Source organism: Mesorhizobium sp. M0500, from assembly GCF_040321165.1.
GTDB lineage: Bacteria > Pseudomonadota > Alphaproteobacteria > Rhizobiales > Rhizobiaceae > Mesorhizobium.
In genome coordinates this window covers 1-16733 of sequence record NZ_JAMYRB010000029.1, presented here as the reverse complement: position 1 = coordinate 16733, position 16733 = coordinate 1, and the positions used below count along the sequence as shown (strand labels likewise).

Here is a 16733-nt window from a genome sequence, read left to right as displayed (position 1 = left end):
AAAGATGAGACTTGGCGTTGGTCGCGACCTCAGGTGTACCAAGACTAACGCTCTTGATACGTGCGTGCGTCGGTCATCCGAATTTGAAGAGGACTCCGAAACCGCCGCGTGGATAGTTCCACTCGATCTCGCCACTGGTCTCACACAAAATCCGGCAGGTGCCGCACTCCATGCAGCCGTCGGCAGTGATCTCCACTTGACCTTTGTCGTTCAACTCATAACATTTCGCCGGGCAGACGTGGGTCAGCGCGAGCAAGTTCGCGCTTGGCCTCTCGTGCGGTAGCACTTTGATATGCGGACGGCCGGAATCCACCAAGTAGCGGTTCTGGTAAAGCTTGTCCTCGACACGTGACTTCGTCACTGCGATCGTCATTTCGTCTCCCCTCAGCGCCACGCCAATGCAAGGCGGACCGCGTCGCTGACCAGCCCCCAGCGCGAGCGCGCCTTGATGAAGGCCGCCGTGGTCGCCTTTTCCTTCTCGATCTTCGGCGTGCCGTCGACACGCATGAAATTCTGCGCGGCTTGCGACATCAACCGCGGATAAGTCGTGAAGTAATTGCAGGAATTGGTGTGGAGCAAGGCCGGCATGTCTTTGTATTTCCTTAGGTCCTTGACCACGAAGGACTTGTCCAGCATGGCTTTGTAAAGGGCGAGATTCCGTTTGGTCATAGGACCGTTGCGGCTCTTGACCTCGATGATTGCCTCAGCCGCGATGCGGCCGGAGGTCATGGCGAGGTTCGAACCCTCGCGGTGAATGGCGTTGTTCAGTTGCGCGGCATCGCCGACCACGACCCAACCGTCGCCAAAGAGCTGCGGAATAGCCTTGTAGCCGCCTTCGGGAATGAGATGCGCGGAATATTCTTTCACTTCCGAGCCGGCGATCAGCGGCCGGATCGAAGGATGGGTTTTTAAGGCGTCGAGGAGGACGTAAGGGCTCTCGACCATCGCGGCGAAATCGGAGACGAGGCAGCCAATGCCCAGTGAGATCGACTCCTTGTTGGTGTAGAGGAAGCCGAGCCCGGCCATGCTGCGGGAGGTCGTGCCCACCGCCTCGATCACGCAGCCTTCATCGCCTTTGAGGCCGAACCGCTGCTCAATGACCTCTTCGGGCAGGAAATGCATTTCCTTGACGGCGAGCGCCACGGTTTGCGGCTTCGGCATCTCGCGCAGGCCGGCCCGCGTGCCAAGCAGTCCGCATACACCTTCTGCGAGGACGACCACGTCCGCGTAGATGGCTCCGCCGGCCCGGTCTGTGCGGACGCCGATCACCCTGTCCTTGGCGTCACGGATGAGTTCCGTCACGGTCGTCTCGCACAGAACCGTCGCGCCGGCCTCGCGCACCTTACGCGAAAACCATTTATCGAACTGGGCACGGATGATCGTGTAGCGGTTGGGCTTCGCCTCATTGAAGTCGTCCGACCGATAGTGAATCCCGGTATGGGATGTGTCGTCCATCACCCAAAGCCGCTGTTCAACCAAATGCCGCTCGAGAGGCGCATCGTCCCGGAAATCCGGGATGATCTTCTCCAGCATGTTCGCGTACATGATGGCACCCTGGACATTCTTGGAGCCCGGATATTCACCCCGCTCCAACTGCAGCACCTTCAGGCCGTGGCTGGCCATGGTGTAAGCAGCTGCGTTTCCGGACATGCCGGCCCCAATAACAATGGCGTCGAATTGTTCCTCAATCATGTCCATCCCTTAGCTCGCAAGCTTGTCGCGACTGTGGGGCGACAGCCGCCGGGTGAAGGCTTCCGTCAGTGCGGGCAGGAAGCGGATCGCGTCGGTGACGATCCCGAGGTGAGCGAAATCGAAAATCGGCGCGTTCGGGTCGGTGTTGATGGCCACGATGAGATCCGCCCCCTCGACGCCAACCCGATGCTGGACGGCGCCGGAAATCCCGGCCGCTATGTAAAGCTTCGGCCGGATGGTCTTGCCAGTTTGGCCGATCTGCCGATCAGCTGGCATCCAGCTCTTCTGGACCAACGGGCGCGAACAGCCATGCTCGGCGCCGATTGCCCGCGCGAGATTCTTCACAAGCTGCAGGTTCTCCGCCGCGCCTAGACCGAGGCCTCCCGCAACCACGACGTCGGCATAGGCAAGATTTGCCTTTGCCGACTGACTATCCGGCAGGAAGCCGAGGATTTTGGTAACGATCTCGTCCTCGGCTACCGAGAGCTTGTGCCGGATGACACGCCCGACCGGTTTATCCGCCCGCTGCGGCATGGGCATGACCCTCGGTCGCACTGTCGCCATCTGGGGGCGGAAATTGAGCGTATAGATCGTGCACAACAAGGAACCGCCGAAAGTCGGACGGGTGGCGGCGAGCGAACCGTCGGTATCCACATCGAGTTCGGTGCAGTCGGCCGTGAGCCCTGTCTGCAAGGTCGTCGCCACGGAGCCGGCAAGATCCCTGCCGAGTGTGGTGGCACCGAGAAGAAGGATCTCGGGTTTGTGGGTATCGACCAGATCCGTCATCGCCTTGGTGAAAGGCTCGTTCCTGTAGTCGGCGAGCAGCGGCTCCTCGACGATGTAGACCAGGTCGGCACCATAAACGAAGGCTTCGGCAACGGCGTTCCCGATGGCCTCTCCCGGCGGTCCAAGCACGACGCCCGCAAGCTGGACCTGAAGCTTGTCTGCTAACTTGCGGCCTTCGCCGAGCAGTTCGAATGATACGGAATGGACCTGACCGCGTTCGAGCTCGATGAAAACCCAAACGTGCCGGTAGTCCTTGAAATGCGCGGGCAGCTCCTTCTTTATGCCGGCACGGCCGGCGGCAGGGCGAGGGGTTTCTCGGTTCGCGGTCGACATCGTCTGCTCCTTGCCCTCTCACGCGCCGCCGTTGAAGGCGAGCTCATGTTCCAATGCCGGCTGGCGGGTGAAAATTGCCGTGATGAGTTCGTCAGCGACATCGCGCAAGGCCATCTCGGCGGTGTCGATTTTTGCCGCCTTTTCCGCCCGCGCAGGAGGGGCGAAAACGCGCTTGACGACCGTTGGTGAACCGCGCAGGCCGCATTTGGTGAGATCCTCAATGCCGGCGTCGGCCGCACTCCATTTCAAGACCAGGCTGCGCGCGGCGCACAGGGCGTCCTGGATCGAGCCCCGGCGGATCTCGTTTGTGCCTTCCAGCATGGTGATGAGGCAAGGGAGCCTGCTCTTCAGCATCTGTGTGCCGCCTTCGGAGCGGCGCTCGACCTTGATCTCGCGTGCAGCAAGGTCAATAGAGGCGATCTTCGCGACATAGGTCAGTTGCAGGAGTCCGAGGCGCTTGGCGATGCCGGGCCCGACCTGGGCGGTGTCGCCATCGATCGTCTGCTTGCCAGTGAAGACGAGGTCTGGCGTGCCGAACGTCTCGCCAACCTTCGCGATTGCCTGGGAAAGGGCGAACGAGGTCGCCAGCGTGTCGGAGCCGGCAAAATAGCGGTCGGTCAAGAGCACCGCTCGGTCGGCGCCGTAACCGAGCGCCTTGCGCAGCGCGTCCTCTGCCATGGGCGGACCCATAGTGAGCACGGTGACTTCGCCACCATAGGCGTCGCGCAGCCTGAGGGCTTCTTCGAGGGCGAACAGGTCGTAAGGGTTGATGATAGTCGGAACACCCTGGCGCATGATCGTGTTCGTCACCGGATGGACCCTTATCTGTGCCGAGTCCGGCACCTGCTTGATGCAGATTACGATGTGCATTGGCGGTTTCTCTAGGCTCCTGTCCGGATGCGGGCTTGGCGGTTATCTCTTTGGAGCGCATCATTCGTGCCAACTGTTTTGCGCTGCCCCCTATTCCTAGAACTTCGCTTGGTTGCTTCCGAGGGCGCCGTGGTGATGACGGATTTGTCGGCTTCTCGACATTGTCGCGTCGCAACCCGTGTCGCGGTCATTCCTGTCCGAACCGCTTCAGTACGGAGTCGAACGGGACAAAGGTGCGGCCCGGCGTGGCAGGTTTGTTCGGATCGTGGTCTTTGAGCACCTTGAAGACCCGATGCGAGAGCGGCGAGGAAATCGCGAAGTCTTCGTAAGCGCGTTCGAGCGTCGCGCGCACCCGCGCGGCAATCACCTGGTCGGGCAGACCGGAGAAATCTTCTTCGGCAAGGTATTGGCCCACGCGCTTCATGATATGGAGCCGCGAGACATTCAGCACCTTCGGATCATAGGAGACGCCAAGGACTGCGAAGAACTCCTCCGCAGCCGACAGGCGCTTCAGTCGTGCGAGGATGTCGGTGACATCGATAGGGCGGCTGTCAGCGGAACAATTCATTGCATTCTCCCTGGTCGGAAAACTGTGGTGTCGGTGGGCTCGCGCACGGCTGACCTGGACCCGCACAGCTCCGCGAGGGATGCCTCGCTGCACATTCCATCGTAGAGCTCGACCAGTTGAGTTGCAGTGACGGTCGATTTCGTCTCGGCCGCCTCGCGCCGGACGCGGGCCACCATCGCGGCTGCCAGATCCGGGTCGAGATCGCGACCGCTTTCGCTCAGCACATGGGCAATCGCAGTGGCGCCGGAATGCTTGCCGATGACGATACGCCGGCAGCGGCCCACGAGAGCCGGATCGAGCCCTTGATAAGTACGCGAGTCCTTTAGCAGCCCTGCGACGTGAATGCCGGATTCGTGCGTGAAAACATCGGCGCCGACGACCGGTTTAATGGCCGCGGTCTGCCGGCGGGCGGCCCAAGCCACCTGGGCGGCGAGGTCGGGCAATGCGGTCAGCTCGATGCCGGTATCCGCGCCGTCGAGGACCGCCATCGCGGCGGCCACCTCTTCCAGCGCGGCATTGCCCGCACGCTCGCCGAGCCCCAGGACGGTGACGGACGCATGGCGCGCGCCTGCGCGGATCGCGGCCAGCGTGTTGGCGGCAGCAAGTCCGAGATCGTTGTGCGCATGAAATTCAAGGTCGATTGGAGACTGCGGCACGAGCTGGGCGACAAGTTCGAAGGTCGAAAACGGGTCGAGAACGCCGACTGTGTCGGCTAGCCTGACGCGGCTTGCGCCGGCGCGTGCAGCCGTCTCGATGACGCGGGCGAGATGATCCCGATTGGCCCGCGAGGCATCCTCGCAGCCCACCGCGACAAAGAAGCCGGCGGCGGCGGCGCGCCTGACCATATGATCGATGACCTGGAGCGCTCCCGCCTTATCGAGGCCGAGCTTGGCGGCAAGTTGGATGTCCGACGCAGGCAGCGATAGATTGACGGCGTGGACGCCGCTCTCGATCGCTGCATCGAGATCCAGCGACGTCATCCGGCACCAGGCCATGAGCCGAACCGGGAGACGCCGCGCGACCACGGCGCGAATTGTTTCGATCTCGTCGGCGCCCATGACCGGCGTGCCGATCTCGATCTCTGTGACGCCGGCCGCCGCAAGAGACTCGGCGATCTCCAGCTTTTCCGTCGTGGTAAAGGCGACGCCGGGCGCCTGCTCGCCATCGCGCAAGGTCGTATCGTTGAGAAAGACATGACGGGTCATGAACGGTAGCCTGTTCTGCTGCCGCTCAGGCATAGACCGGATTCAACGTCTTCGGAGCTTCGCTTACCCGGCCCAGAACTGGGAAAGCCACGCAGCTTCTCCACGATTGCCGGCATGACCTCGAGCACCCGGTCGACGTCCGCTTCGCCGTTGTCCCGCGCCAAGGAGAAGCGGACTGCCGCGTGTGGCGTTTTCATCGCGCTCAGGACATGGCTCGGTTCCAGAGAGCCGGAGGTGCAGGCAGAGCCGGAGGAACACGCGATGCCCACGCGGCTGAGGAGGAGTGGAATTCCATCACTTTCGACATCTTCGAAGGAGATGTTTGCGGTGTTGGGCAACCGTTCCAGGGGATCACCAGTGACACAGGTGCTTGGGATGCGCTGGAGAATCCCGTCCTCTAAACGGTCGCGGAGCGACTTTACCCGTGTGGTCTCGTCGTCCATGAATTTCAAGGCGAGTTCGGCCGCCATGCCGAGCCCGACTATGCCGGGCGTATTCTCGGTGCCAGCACGCCGGTTGTGTTCTTGGTGGCCCCCCTTGATCAGCGAGTGGAAATTGACGCCACGTTTTACGAAAAGCGCGCCGATCCCTTTCGGCCCGTGCAGCTTGTGGCCGGAGAGAGACAGCATGTCGATTGCGGTCGACTTCAGGTCCATCGGAAGCTTGCCGACCGCCTGCACAGCATCGGTATGGAAAAGGGCGCCCACTTCCTTGGCCAACTCGGCAAGCCTGGCCACGGGGAAGATCACACCAGTCTCATTGTTCGCCCACATTATCGAGACGATTGCCACCTGTGGGGTGAGGGCGGCCATATAGGCGTCGAGGTCGAGCCGGCCACGGCAATCCACCGGGATCCTGTGCACCTTGACGCGGCGGGTCTTCTCAAGATGCGCGCAGAGCGTCAGCACGGCGGGATGCTCGACCGCGGACGTCACGATCTCGGTTCGGTTGGGCGCCGCCTCGAGCGCCGAAAGAAGCGCTGCATTGTCGCTTTCTGTCCCACCCGAGGTGAAGGTGATCTCATCGTCGAACTCCGCGCCGATCAGCGCTTGCAACTGCCTCCGCGCCTTTCTCACCGCCGCACTGACTGAGGCGCCAAGAGCGTGCGCCGACGAAGGGTTGCCGAATTGATCCGTAAAGAACGGCAACATCGCTTGCACGACCGCAGGATCGACCCGTGTGGTTGCGTTGTTGTCGAGGTAGACAGGCTTCATAGGTTCGATCCTCAGTTTACCGGAATGACGCGAGCGCGAGACCGCCTCATTGAGCCTCTGGCGCATGCCGTTGATGATGATGGGCCTGAACTGGCAGCCGGCGCAGACACCCGACAGTTTGACGTAGACCGGATCGGCCTCGACATGGCCAAGTTCGCAGTCGCCGCCGTCAGCCCGCAGGTAAGGACGCCCGAACGCGACGACGTTATCGATAAGCCGAGTTTGGCGCAGCGGCGCGATTTGGTCGCCAGCAGCTCGGGTGTCACCAGGAACCGAACTGTTTCGGGAGGCGACGTTCTTTGCATCCTACCTGAAGCGATTGCCGGTCCCAAGATCGGCTTCGACCTTGCCTTGTTCTTGAGGACAGGGACATCTGTTGTGCCGGCCATATAAGCCTCCTCTGCCGCAAATGAGTCCGTCGGCGGCAATCGCTTCATGGACCCGCACAGGCGCTTCGGGCGATCAACTGAAGGACTTGCCGCAGCCGCACTTCTCGCGCGCGTTGGGGTTATCGAAGACAAAGCCGGAAGATTCGAGCCCGGTGAGGAAGTCGACGGTCATGCCGGCGACATGCGGTTGCGAGCCCGCGTCCACGAACAGCTTGATCCCATCTGTCTCGGTGATCGCGTCGCCCTCGCGCGACATGCTCTCCAGGCCCATTAAGTATTTGAAGCCGGCGCAGCCGCCGGCCTGGACCATGATGCGAAAGCCTTCCGCCGGCTCGCTGGCGCGGGAAAGAGCAGTCTTGATGGCGGCAACAGCGTTGTGGGTGAGCGTAATCATGGCTCCATTCTCCTCAGTCCGGGACCTGCTTGCGCATCACGTTGCATGCACCGTGCCAAAGCGAAAAAATGTTTCAACACAGCGCGGCATCTCTGACACTGCGGTGGTTCTTGTGAGTCCATTGCTGCGAAGGTGTCGGCCAACCGACACGTACTGTCGGGTTTGTCGGGTCCGCCACGGGGGATGTTGGGCCTGAGTTGTTGGCTGAACTCACATTAAAGTAATGACCATTACAGAAGACTTCTTCTGAGCTTGCTTCGGCGCAATTGGCACGGTTTTTGAAGCTCCATTTGGCGAGGCGGCAAGAGACTGCCGATCCACAATCATGTCGGGGTGCCCTCGCGGTCGATGGGGCGAAGCAAGGGAGCAAAATGTCAGGACTGGGTCAGATACGCTTTGTTTGGCAAAGCAGCGCCGCCCGTGGCATCCGAATGCCCGATTGGCCGATTGCGACAACACCCACAATCGCTCACCACCGCCCAGTGGCCGCCGACCGGCTCGATGGGATTCCGTCGGCATGTGCCTGCTCGTGTCACTCGGGTCTCGCCGCTCCGACAGCACCCCCGGTTTTCGCGCGGGTGCGACGAGGTGCGCACGCTGTCCAGCGACACTTTGTTCACGGGCCAGCAGCAGATCAGGGTCGAGCATTACGGCGCGCCCGATCGGCTGAAGATTCACCGGCAGGGCAGCTGATCCTCACACGTAGGTGGAAGCAGGGGTAAGACATGGACCAGCGCGAGAAACCGTCGCCGGACGAAATCCGGCGGGCGTGCGAAGACAATCCGAAAATCCGGGAGCATGATCTCGCCGCTCGATTGGGGATTTCGGAAGCCGAATTGGTCGCGGCGCATTGTGGTCACGGCGCGGTGCGCATCGAGCCGCGCGTCGATGATCTGCTGACCGGCCTCGAAGCGGTCGGCGAGGTGATGGCGGTCACCCGCAACCAAAGTGCCGTGCACCAAAAGATCGGCGTCTACGACAAAGTGGTCACCGGCAACCCGCATGCCATGGTGCTCGGCGACGAGATCGACCTGCGCATCTTCCCGAAAGCGTGGGCGTATGGCTTCGCCGTCGAGAAGCGCGAGGGAGCCGAGATCCGCCGCAGCCTGCAATTCTTTGATGCCACCGGCGAGGCGATGCACAAAGTACATCTCAGGCCCGCCTCGAACCTGCACGCCTATCAGAATCTGGCGGCAGAGCTTGTATCCTCCGACCAGGAGCCGATCATATCGGTCGAGGCGAGCGGGGCGCTCGATAATGCAGTGAGTCCAGACCAAGCCGCCACGGTCGACGACCTACGCGAGCACTGGAGCCGGCTGAGCGACGTGCATCAGTTCTACCATATGTTGAAGACCCTGAAGCTCAGCCGCTGCCAGGCGATGCGTATGGCCGACGAGGATTACGCCTGGCTGCTCGACAATGATGCCGTTGGCGCCCTGTTCCAACAGGCGGCCGAAGACGAGATGCCGATCATGTGCTTTGTCGGCAATCGTGGTTGCATCCAGATCCATTCCGGCCCGATCAAGTCGGTCAAGCAGATCGGGCCGCGGATCAATGTGCTCGACGAGAACTTCCATCTCCATCTTAGGACTCATCACATCCGCGAGGTCTGGGCCGTGCGCAAGCCGACGAGGGACGGTCACGTCACGTCCGTTGAAGCCTATGGCGCCGACGGCAAGATGATCGTCCAGTTCTTCGGCACGCGCAAGGAAGGCGAACGCGAGCGCAGCGACTGGCGGTTTCTGGCCGAGAGTCTGCCACGCGTTCCCGGTCCGAACGACCGGGATGTGTAGAGTGCCGACAGGCCCTCGGATTGAACCGGCCGCCATAGGACTCGGCACCACGTTCCGACAGCGGCTCGCGAGGAAATATAGGTCCATGTGCGATAGAGCTTGCCGTCGTAGCGCATACGCACGGTCAGGTGTGCACGCCGGAATTGACCGCATCGATACAGTCAGGCTCGTCGCCGGCCGGATCGCTGCGCACGAGTGCATCGCTCGTCTGACCGGAAATCCTTGCAGCGGCTACAACAACGCATATGCCATCAGCGCCGAACCGAAGCGGAAGCGGGGCGGGGTCTTGTCGGACCGCACCCGAACCTTGCGCTGGATGGCGTCGTTGCTCAATCCGGGCCGTGCGAGCGATCTCCTCGCTCGTCGACCGGAAGGCTGTGCAGCAGCAGCCAAGCCGAACAGCCCGATGTCGCGGACTCGACAAAACCGACCACGGATGTCGGTTGTCGGACGTTGTCCTAAGAATGATGGACAGGTGATCATCAGCGGCGGGCCTAGTGCAGGCTGGCATTGCTTGGTGCAGCGCCATGGGTACGCCTATCCGGCACGCGACTTGCTTCGACAATTTGATCAGCAGGGCATCAGCAGTGCGTCACGGAGCTCAGAGGTGATTGACCAGCCTCTCAACCCTAACGGGGATAAGCGGCGGCTTTGCTTCATGACCGCAGCGCGGCGGAGATGCCCCTTCTGATCGACTTCGCAACCGATCTCATCCGCGCTGGTGCAGGTGGGCTGTATCAGGCGACAGAATCTAGAAGGCGCCCGACAAGAGACGTGCCCATGCTGGAAATCGACTTTATGAACAGCGGTGCAATCTCAATCGAGCCATGAACGCCAATGTAGAGAAAACAAAATGGCGACCAACCCCGTTCCAGATCATGTCCCGCCCGAAATGGTGAGGGACTTCAGCCTGTTTACATCGCCAGGGATGCCACCAACACCCAACGGGGATCCACATGCAGCTGTCGCTTGCGTACATGACGGGCCTCCGATCTTTTACTCCCGCTACAACACGCAAGATGGCCGGGGTACCTGGGTCATCACCCGTGCCGCGGACCAGCGGAAGGTGCTGCAGGACGCAGAGACTTTTTCCAGCCATCGCAGCATCTTCTCCTCCATACTGGGTGAAAACTGGCCGACGATCCCGCTTGAGCTCGATCCACCGGCCCATGGCGTCTTTCGCTCACTGCTCAATCCGCTGCTTTCGCCAAAGCGGGTGTTGGCTTTGGAACCGGCTGTCCGCGAACGGGCGGTCGAGCTGATCGAAAGGATCGCCGCGTCGGGCACAAGCTGCGACGTGATGAAGGATTTTGCCTTTCCTTTCGCGGTGAGCACCTTTCTTCGCTTTCTGGGGTTGCCCGATGACCGACTCGATACATTCGTCGGCTGGGGGAAAGATCTGCTGCACGGCGACGATAAGGAACGACCTGTGGCTGCCCGGACGATCGTGGCATTCATCGACGAACTTGCAGCCATGCGCCGCCAGGAGGCGGTTGACGATTTCATGACCTTTATCGTGCAGGCACAGGTCGAGGGCCGCGGGCTGACGGACACCCAAGTCCGCGGCATCGGCGTGCTTGTCTTCGTCGCTGGGCTCGACACGGTCGCAGCAGCTATAGGCTTTGACTTGGCGTACCTCGCGCGCAACCTCAAAGATCAGCAATTGCTGCGGAGCGAACAGGACCGCATCCCGCTCGCAACCGAAGAATTGCTGCGGGCCTATCCGCCCATTCAGTTGATCCGCGTGGCTACGAAAGATATCGACTTCGAAGGCGCGCCGATCCGGAGGGGGGACTATGTTTCCTGCGCCACCATGATTGCCAATCGTGACCCGGCGGAATTCGAATGCCCCAACACAATCGATTTGGAGCGGGAGGACAACCGCCACGCCGCCTTTGGCTATGGTCCCCACCGTTGCCTTGGCTCACACCTTGCCCGGCGGGAGATTGTCATTGGCCTGGAGGAGTGGCTGGCGCGCATCCCGGCTTTCAGGATCAAGCAGGGTACGGCACCCATAACCTCTGGCGGCCATGTATTCGGGATCGAAAATTTGATCCTGGAGTGGTCCTAGGCCCGCCCCAAGCCGGGGCACAGAGAATGGAGGCAGCGCCATGCGCATCATCGTCCAAAATGCCAAATGCCAGGGTCACGCGCGATGCGCGGCGCAAGCGCCGGACATCTTCAAGCTTGATGACGAGGGTTATATCCTGCCTGGTGACATTGAAGTTGCGCAAGGGGAGGAGCTGCCTGCATCGCGAGGCGCGCGATGCTGTCCTGAACGTGCGCTGGAACTCACTCGCCGACGCTCTGAATCAGACGTCATTCAACCGTGAGTCTGGCGGGCTTGAATGGGGCCGACCATGTGGCCGCACTGGAAAGGACGGCACGCGACCTCTGTCCCAGCACGGTCCACGTCCAACTCCGCGGGGGCATTTCCGGCGCCGAGGTGTTCCCCATGAGGCAAACGGCAGGGCGGGGGTTCGCGAAACACCTCTTCCAATCATAGAATTTGCGACAGAGCCGATGGACCAGACGAAAATTACCGAACTACTCGACCGCGCGGCGATCCGCGACTGCCTCTACCCGAAGAACTGCCCGACCCATGTTGCGGCCGGTCGGGTCGCTGCATGACTTAATAGGACAAACCAGGAGAACGGCACCATATTTGCCCAACACTATGCCCGGCTCAGCACCGGCCGATGGCCGCAGATCGAGCTGGAGAGGAGGTTCGACCAGCATGTGCTTGCCTGTGTGCTTTCACTTGCGCTCGAGGAGATCGAGGCCGGCGAGGCGACGGCGACGGAGGCAACCGGCCTTGCGCGCGCCGAGCTGCGCGATGTCCTGGCCCGCTGTTTCCCTGCTTTTCCTATCAACGCGTTTGCCTTGGAAGAGGTGAGCGAGCCCGAGCCGGATCTGGAGGAAGAACTTCTGCGCGGACTGCTGCTGGCGCATGCCCGGCCGGGCGACCCGGCAAGCGCCCGCTTCGCCAAGATCATCGCCCGGCGTGCCATGCGCAATGACCATCTCTGGCAGGACCTTGGCCTTTTTAATCGAAGCGACCTCGGCCGCCTGCTCGCCGCGCATTTTCCGACGCTGGCGGCCGGCAACACCCAAAACATGAAATGGAAGAAATACTTTTACCGCAAGCTCTGCGAGGCCGAAGGTTTTTCGCTGTGCAGCGCGCCCAGTTGCCGGGAATGCAATGATTTCGAAAGCTGCTTCGACCCGGAGGAAGGTGAAAGCCGCCTCACACGGATCAAGAACGGCACCGCCTCGGATTGAGAGCCGCTTTCGTCAGTCGTACAGCGCCAGCGCTCGCGCCGCGCCATAGGTCTCCTGTCGAATGTCGACGGACGCCTTCGAGGATTTGAATGCTGTGCCTGCTGTCCGGTTGCTTGCGATGCTCGCTTCGGCGGGTGCCGTCATCATGGCGGTGCAGGACCCGACCCGCACCATCGCCGCCGAGCAACTGCTGTTCTCCGGGCCGTTGCTCCTCGCTTGCCTGGCCGGCTCTATTCGCAAGAGCCGGCGTCTTCGACACCGGGCTCAAGCGCAAGATGCTGGCCGGCGCCTTTGCGGCGCCCCGGCGGCCGCGGTTATGGCTCGGCCTGGGCGCCGCCGTAACCACCGCCGTGGATTTTTGCGCTAGTGCACGGGTTCGCGATGGAATGGGAACTCTCGACGCACTGAAGAAGCAGCTTGAGGCCGTCGAGACCGAGATTGTCAATCTCGGCGGTGGCAGCGACCAGTTGAAGGCCGCGCTCAAGGAACTTTCCGACATCACCGAGCGGGCGGGCGGCGCGTTCAACAATTCCGCTACGTCGGCCGCGAACTTCAAGACGGTGCTCGCCGACCTCAAGAACCTTGTGCCGGAGCTCAAGGCGAACTCGATGAGCTCGGCAAGCTCGACGCGATCGACGCCGCCTTTAAAAAGGCAGTCGGCAACGCCACTACCATGTCGCAGGTGATGAACGCAGTGGACATCGCGAACCGCGCCAAGAGCATCACGCGCTTCGGCGCGCACGACAATATCCTCGATTTGATCGGCGCGGCCGAAGGCACCGACAAGGGGCGCGGCTACAACGAAACGCTCGGCTATGGCGCTTTCACCGGTGGCGCCGTGAACCTGACCAGCATGACGCTTAGTCAGGTGCTTGCCTTTCAGAAGCAGATGCTTGCGAACCCGGCGAACACCTTCAATTCCTCGGCAGTCGGCCGCTATCAGGTGGTGCGCAGCAGGCTTCAGGAGGCCATGAAGGACTTTGGTTTGACTGGCGACCGCATGTTTGATGAAGGCACCCAGGACGAGGTTGCCCGCTATCTGCTTCGCCGCCGTCCTGCCGGCCTTCGCAACGAATAGAAGGCTTGCGCGGTGTAGACGATACGACCATCAGCAACGCCTACAATGGCACCCCGACCGCCGGACAGGCTCTTCCGCCGACCGATGGGCAGCAGAAGCAGATTGACCTTGCCCAGCAGCAGACCGAAGCCCGCAAGAACCTGAATGCCACCATTCAGTACGGTCTCGACAAGGCCAAGTTCGAACAGCAGATTTCCGGCATGTCCGAAAGCCACAAGCGCGTCGAGCTTCAGCTTTGGGAGTATCAGGCACAGGCCAAGCGCGCCGGCATCACGCTCACGGATGAAGAAATCCAGAAGATGCGTGAGAAGCTGACGCTCACCGATTAGCGTGACCAGAAGAACAAGCAGGCCGCGCAGTCGCAGAACGCCCTTCAGCAGGCCGGCATGTTCTTCGGGCAGCAGTTTACGTCCGGCCTGTCGGGCTTGCTCACCGGCACCATGACGTCTCCCAACTCAACCGCCCGGTCTAATCACCGGGCGGTTTTTTCTCTTTGGGCGGCAGCTTTATGGAGATAAGTCATCTATTGCTTATCTAAGTATCTGAAACAACTGTGTTATTTGTCTGGCGCGCTCCCGCATAATGAATCATAAGTTGCGGGCAATCAGGCAAATGGAGATCCACCTTGGGCAACGTCTACATCGCTAACGACCGACACACCCGGCTCATCCTGGCGCTCGCCGCGATCGAACCTTGCCCTTCAGCGGCAAGCGCGAGCCCTACCAATTCGTGGATGCACTCATGGCCGCTTGGATCTGGCCGGCTAGCGTTCAGGCTGATGATGGCAAGACGGCGTGATGGGGAAGCGCACCGAATACAAAGACCAACACCGCACGCTTAACGGTGAGTCCTACTCATTCGAAGTATACGAGCAAAACGACATGATCCATGTCCAAGGCAACGGTGACAAACGATCGACCGGCAAACTGGCGTCCGGCGATGCCGGCACAGTGATCATCAATGATTTGATCGCAGAGCTTTTCAGGCGATGCAGGATCAAACCTGTCGGACACTGACAAGAATGGCGGGGCATTTTTACCCCGCCATTTCTCTTAGGGTGTCCAGTGCCCGCTTCCCCATCCTTTGTCGCGCCCCGTTAGGCATTCCACGCTTTGTCTAATACAATTTTGACTCGCTTTAGGGAGTCGGCCGTGCGCGGGCAAACGAATTTATAGGCCTTCACTTAGTCCCTCCAAAACCCACAGTTCTTTCAGTAGCCGAGCCGCCCCCCTCCGTGCAAGGATGACCTTGCAAGAACGATCGAGATTCGGCTAGCCGAAGCGCCGAAAGGTTTCGCTCTTGTGGCAGCCATGCTCTCTGCTGCGGTGCGGGAAGAGTTAGAGGAAATGCAGTCTTCGCGCCCAAACAGGCCCGACGATCTCGCTCGCTTCGAAGGGCTTACAAACTTTTTAGAGGAATTAGCAAAGTCTCTTGATCGGCTAGCTGAAGCTATCGAACAAGCCGGCAAGAACCCCGGTAGTGGCGACTATTCGTCGGCTCGCGAAATTGTCACTGCAATTAGAGATCGGATAGAGAGTTGGGCGAGCGAAAACAAGGGAATGGTCGCGGGAATTTGGCGAACTGGCATTATTGGTGTGAGCACGTCCTTTTAACACTCTGCGGAGCGCCTGCAACTTACGCAGCGTTGATGAGCATGGCCACTTTTGGTGGGGCGAAGTTGATCGAAGTCGTGAAAGATTTCGCTAAGAAGAGTGGCGACAACGACTATGGATGAAGCGCCGCCACGAAGGGGAGAAAAATGCCACTAGCGGAACATTCGGTCTTTAGAAGGCCCGCAAAGGAACAGGTTCTATGGCGATATATGAATTTTCCGAAATTCGCCTCAATGATTACAACGAAAACTCTTTGGTTTTCTAGGTCGTGAACCCATAAAGGGTTGCGGAGTGAGCGGGCTCATGCTCTGACGGTGCAGCAAGCCGATCCGCGAGACACTGATGCGTAGCGAGAACGTCGAGATACTATCGGACAAGACCAATGCCGCTGTCATGCGGCATCCTGGTCGGGCCTTCCCCGGCGTTCTCGTTCAGGGTGACAGCCTTTATATTCTGTGTCAACGAGCGGATCTGGCCTGCAAGGAAGTCGGGCGAGGTTCGCCGGGTTACGACGAACTGAATGATCTTCGCAACGCTCTGTGGTCATATCTCAACCATTATAAGGTTACACTGCTGGAGCACGACATAGCGCTTCCCTTCTCAGAACAGCAGGCACCCTGAAGCCGGCCTTTCAATATCGTCGCTGATGTGATTCAGCGGCTGGATGAGCCGATATGATCTGACCGACTTCGAATGGCGCGTGATCCAACCGCTCCTGCCCAACAAGCCGCGAGGCGTGCCGCGCGTGGACGACCGCCGCGTGCTGAACGGCATCTTCTGGGTGCTACGATCAGGCGCACCGTGGCGCGACCTGCCGCAGCGTTATGGACCGCGTACGACCTGTTACAACCGCTTCGTGCGATGGCGAAAAGCAGGCGTGTGGCATCGGCTCATGGACGCTGTCAGTGCCGCGCATGACGGTGAAATCCAGATGATCGACAGCACTTCTATCCGGGCGCACCAGCAGGCTGCGACAGGAAAAAAGGGGATGCAGATCAATGTCTCGGCCGCTCCCGAGGCGGGCTCACGACCAAGATCCACGTGGTCGTCGATGCGTGCGGGCTGCCGATCCGGCTCGGCCTGACAGCAGGGCAAGCCCATGACGGGCAGATCGTCGATACACTCCTCGACCACCTCGGCCCGCGCGCCATCGTGCTGGCGGACAAGGCCTATGATGCCGACCGCATCCGGGAGCTGATCCAGCAGCAGGGTGCCACGCCGAACATCCCGGCCAAGCGCAACCGGAAGTGGAAGCCCTGCTTCAGCAAGCGGCTCTATCGCGAGCGCAACCTGATCGAGCGGTTCTTCTCCAAGCTGAAGCATTTCCGTCGGGTCGCCACCCGCTACGATAAGCTGGCTGCCAACTTCCTCGCCATGATCCAGCTCGCTTCGATCAGGCTATGGCTTCGCGCTAATGAGTCTACGGCCTAACACTACTTTGGCAGATTTTTAGCGGAGAGGGTTCTGCAGCAGTGGGGACAACGGATTGGGGGCGGCTGCGCGAGCGCGGTGAGGA

At 60.7% G+C, this 16733-nt stretch carries 19 protein-coding genes and 1 pseudogene; 11 read left to right on the top strand and 9 right to left on the bottom strand.

Annotated features, from left to right (window positions below):
- Positions 1 to 73: 73 nt before the first annotated feature.
- From NKI70_RS29125 to NKI70_RS29085, 9 genes and pseudogenes are all read right to left on the bottom strand, one after another.
- Positions 74 to 373, bottom strand: coding sequence for a ferredoxin family protein (locus NKI70_RS29125; RefSeq protein ID WP_352480510.1), 300 nt, complete (start codon positions 371 to 373; stop codon positions 74 to 76).
- Positions 374 to 384: 11 nt separating this feature from the next.
- Entirely contained in the window at positions 385 to 1692 is a 1308-nt protein-coding gene (locus NKI70_RS29120) for an FAD-binding protein (RefSeq protein ID WP_352450801.1), read from the bottom strand.
- Between the two features lie 9 nt (positions 1693 to 1701).
- Positions 1702 to 2811, bottom strand: coding sequence for an electron transfer flavoprotein subunit alpha/FixB family protein (locus NKI70_RS29115; RefSeq protein ID WP_352725749.1), 1110 nt, complete (start codon positions 2809 to 2811; stop codon positions 1702 to 1704).
- An 18-nt stretch (positions 2812 to 2829) separates the two neighbouring features.
- Positions 2830 to 3681, bottom strand: coding sequence for an electron transfer flavoprotein subunit beta/FixA family protein (locus tag NKI70_RS29110; RefSeq protein ID WP_352639912.1), 852 nt, complete (start codon positions 3679 to 3681; stop codon positions 2830 to 2832).
- Positions 3682 to 3868: 187 nt separating this feature from the next.
- Complete coding sequence (gene nifW / locus NKI70_RS29105; RefSeq protein ID WP_352480507.1) at positions 3869 to 4249, bottom strand: nitrogenase stabilizing/protective protein NifW; 381 nt, start codon at positions 4247 to 4249, stop codon at positions 3869 to 3871.
- The gene (gene nifV, locus NKI70_RS29100) at positions 4246 to 5454 is read right to left on the bottom strand and encodes a homocitrate synthase (RefSeq protein ID WP_352725747.1); all 1209 of its coding nucleotides are present in this window, start codon (positions 5452 to 5454) and stop codon (positions 4246 to 4248) included. The genes nifW and nifV overlap by 4 nt, the downstream gene beginning before the upstream one ends.
- A complete protein-coding gene (nifS, locus tag NKI70_RS29095) occupies positions 5451 to 6668 on the bottom strand; it encodes a cysteine desulfurase NifS (protein ID WP_352641273.1) in 1218 nt (405 codons plus the stop codon). Before nifS ends, nifV begins: the two co-directional genes overlap by 4 nt.
- A 45-nt stretch (positions 6669 to 6713) precedes the next feature.
- A pseudogene (locus tag NKI70_RS29090) lies at positions 6714 to 6848 on the bottom strand (NifU family protein); the annotation flags it as partial.
- A 282-nt stretch (positions 6849 to 7130) separates the two neighbouring features.
- Positions 7131 to 7451 (bottom strand): iron-sulfur cluster assembly accessory protein, encoded by a 321-nt coding sequence (locus NKI70_RS29085; RefSeq protein ID WP_352725745.1) that lies wholly within the window; start codon positions 7449 to 7451, stop codon positions 7131 to 7133.
- Positions 7452 to 8176: 725 nt separating this feature from the next.
- On the opposite strand from NKI70_RS29085, the gene NKI70_RS29080 reads away from it, so the two are divergent.
- From NKI70_RS29080 to NKI70_RS29030, 11 genes are all read left to right on the top strand, one after another.
- Positions 8177 to 9244 carry a hemin-degrading factor gene (locus NKI70_RS29080; RefSeq protein ID WP_352725743.1) on the top strand — a complete coding sequence of 356 codons (1068 nt, stop codon included), beginning with the start codon at positions 8177 to 8179 and terminating at the stop codon, positions 9242 to 9244.
- Positions 9245 to 10097: 853 nt separating this feature from the next.
- The gene (locus NKI70_RS29075; protein WP_352725741.1) at positions 10098 to 11315 is read left to right on the top strand and encodes a cytochrome P450; all 1218 of its coding nucleotides are present in this window, start codon (positions 10098 to 10100) and stop codon (positions 11313 to 11315) included.
- Positions 11316 to 11355: 40 nt separating this feature from the next.
- Positions 11356 to 11577, top strand: a complete 222-nt coding sequence (locus tag NKI70_RS29070) for a ferredoxin (protein ID WP_352725739.1) — start codon at positions 11356 to 11358, stop codon at positions 11575 to 11577.
- 328 nt (positions 11578 to 11905) lie between these two features.
- Entirely contained in the window at positions 11906 to 12526 is a 621-nt protein-coding gene (locus NKI70_RS29065) for a nitrogen fixation protein NifQ (protein ID WP_352725767.1), read from the top strand.
- 275 nt (positions 12527 to 12801) lie between these two features.
- Positions 12802 to 13212 (top strand): hypothetical protein, encoded by a 411-nt coding sequence (locus NKI70_RS29060; protein ID WP_352725737.1) that lies wholly within the window; start codon positions 12802 to 12804, stop codon positions 13210 to 13212.
- The gene (locus NKI70_RS29055) at positions 13200 to 13604 is read left to right on the top strand and encodes a lysozyme family protein (RefSeq protein WP_352725735.1); all 405 of its coding nucleotides are present in this window, start codon (positions 13200 to 13202) and stop codon (positions 13602 to 13604) included. The genes NKI70_RS29060 and NKI70_RS29055 overlap by 13 nt, the downstream gene beginning before the upstream one ends.
- Before the next feature lie 5 nt (positions 13605 to 13609).
- Positions 13610 to 13933: a hypothetical protein gene (locus NKI70_RS29050; RefSeq protein ID WP_352725733.1), complete on the top strand. Its 324-nt coding sequence runs from the start codon at positions 13610 to 13612 to the stop codon at positions 13931 to 13933.
- A 468-nt stretch (positions 13934 to 14401) separates the two neighbouring features.
- Positions 14402 to 14620 carry a hypothetical protein gene (locus NKI70_RS29045; protein WP_352725731.1) on the top strand — a complete coding sequence of 73 codons (219 nt, stop codon included), beginning with the start codon at positions 14402 to 14404 and terminating at the stop codon, positions 14618 to 14620.
- A gap of 285 nt (positions 14621 to 14905) precedes the next feature.
- On the top strand, positions 14906 to 15217 hold the full coding sequence (locus NKI70_RS29040) for a hypothetical protein (protein WP_352725729.1): 312 nt from the start codon (positions 14906 to 14908) through the stop codon (positions 15215 to 15217).
- Between the two features lie 342 nt (positions 15218 to 15559).
- Positions 15560 to 15838, top strand: a complete 279-nt coding sequence (locus NKI70_RS29035; RefSeq protein ID WP_352458679.1) for a DUF6959 family protein — start codon at positions 15560 to 15562, stop codon at positions 15836 to 15838.
- A gap of 43 nt (positions 15839 to 15881) precedes the next feature.
- Positions 15882 to 16648 (top strand): IS5 family transposase gene (locus NKI70_RS29030; protein ID WP_352725727.1). Its coding sequence is split into 2 segments (ribosomal slippage): positions 15882 to 16194 and positions 16194 to 16648, totalling 768 coding nucleotides; the frame shifts between segments, so codons are not numbered across the junction.
- Positions 16649 to 16733 lie beyond the last annotated feature (85 nt).

Coding starts and splice junctions, on each gene's coding strand:
- NKI70_RS29060 (WP_352725737.1), top strand. CDS start 12,802: ATGCTGGCCGGCGCCTTTGCGGCGCCCCGGCGGCCGCGGTTATGGCTC.
- NKI70_RS29110 (WP_352639912.1), bottom strand. CDS start 3,681: ATGCACATCGTAATCTGCATCAAGCAGGTGCCGGACTCGGCACAGATA.
- NKI70_RS29120 (WP_352450801.1), bottom strand. CDS start 1,692: ATGATTGAGGAACAATTCGACGCCATTGTTATTGGGGCCGGCATGTCC.
- nifV (WP_352725747.1), bottom strand. CDS start 5,454: ATGACCCGTCATGTCTTTCTCAACGATACGACCTTGCGCGATGGCGAG.
- NKI70_RS29055 (WP_352725735.1), top strand. CDS start 13,200: ATGTCGCAGGTGATGAACGCAGTGGACATCGCGAACCGCGCCAAGAGC.
- nifW (WP_352480507.1), bottom strand. CDS start 4,249: ATGAATTGTTCCGCTGACAGCCGCCCTATCGATGTCACCGACATCCTC.
- nifS (WP_352641273.1), bottom strand. CDS start 6,668: ATGAAGCCTGTCTACCTCGACAACAACGCAACCACACGGGTCGATCCT.
- NKI70_RS29125 (WP_352480510.1), bottom strand. CDS start 373: ATGACGATCGCAGTGACGAAGTCACGTGTCGAGGACAAGCTTTACCAG.
- NKI70_RS29035 (WP_352458679.1), top strand. CDS start 15,560: ATGCGTAGCGAGAACGTCGAGATACTATCGGACAAGACCAATGCCGCT.
- NKI70_RS29045 (WP_352725731.1), top strand. CDS start 14,402: ATGGGGAAGCGCACCGAATACAAAGACCAACACCGCACGCTTAACGGT.
- NKI70_RS29075 (WP_352725741.1), top strand. CDS start 10,098: ATGGCGACCAACCCCGTTCCAGATCATGTCCCGCCCGAAATGGTGAGG.
- NKI70_RS29085 (WP_352725745.1), bottom strand. CDS start 7,451: ATGATTACGCTCACCCACAACGCTGTTGCCGCCATCAAGACTGCTCTT.
- NKI70_RS29070 (WP_352725739.1), top strand. CDS start 11,356: ATGCGCATCATCGTCCAAAATGCCAAATGCCAGGGTCACGCGCGATGC.
- NKI70_RS29115 (WP_352725749.1), bottom strand. CDS start 2,811: ATGTCGACCGCGAACCGAGAAACCCCTCGCCCTGCCGCCGGCCGTGCC.
- NKI70_RS29080 (WP_352725743.1), top strand. CDS start 8,177: ATGGACCAGCGCGAGAAACCGTCGCCGGACGAAATCCGGCGGGCGTGC.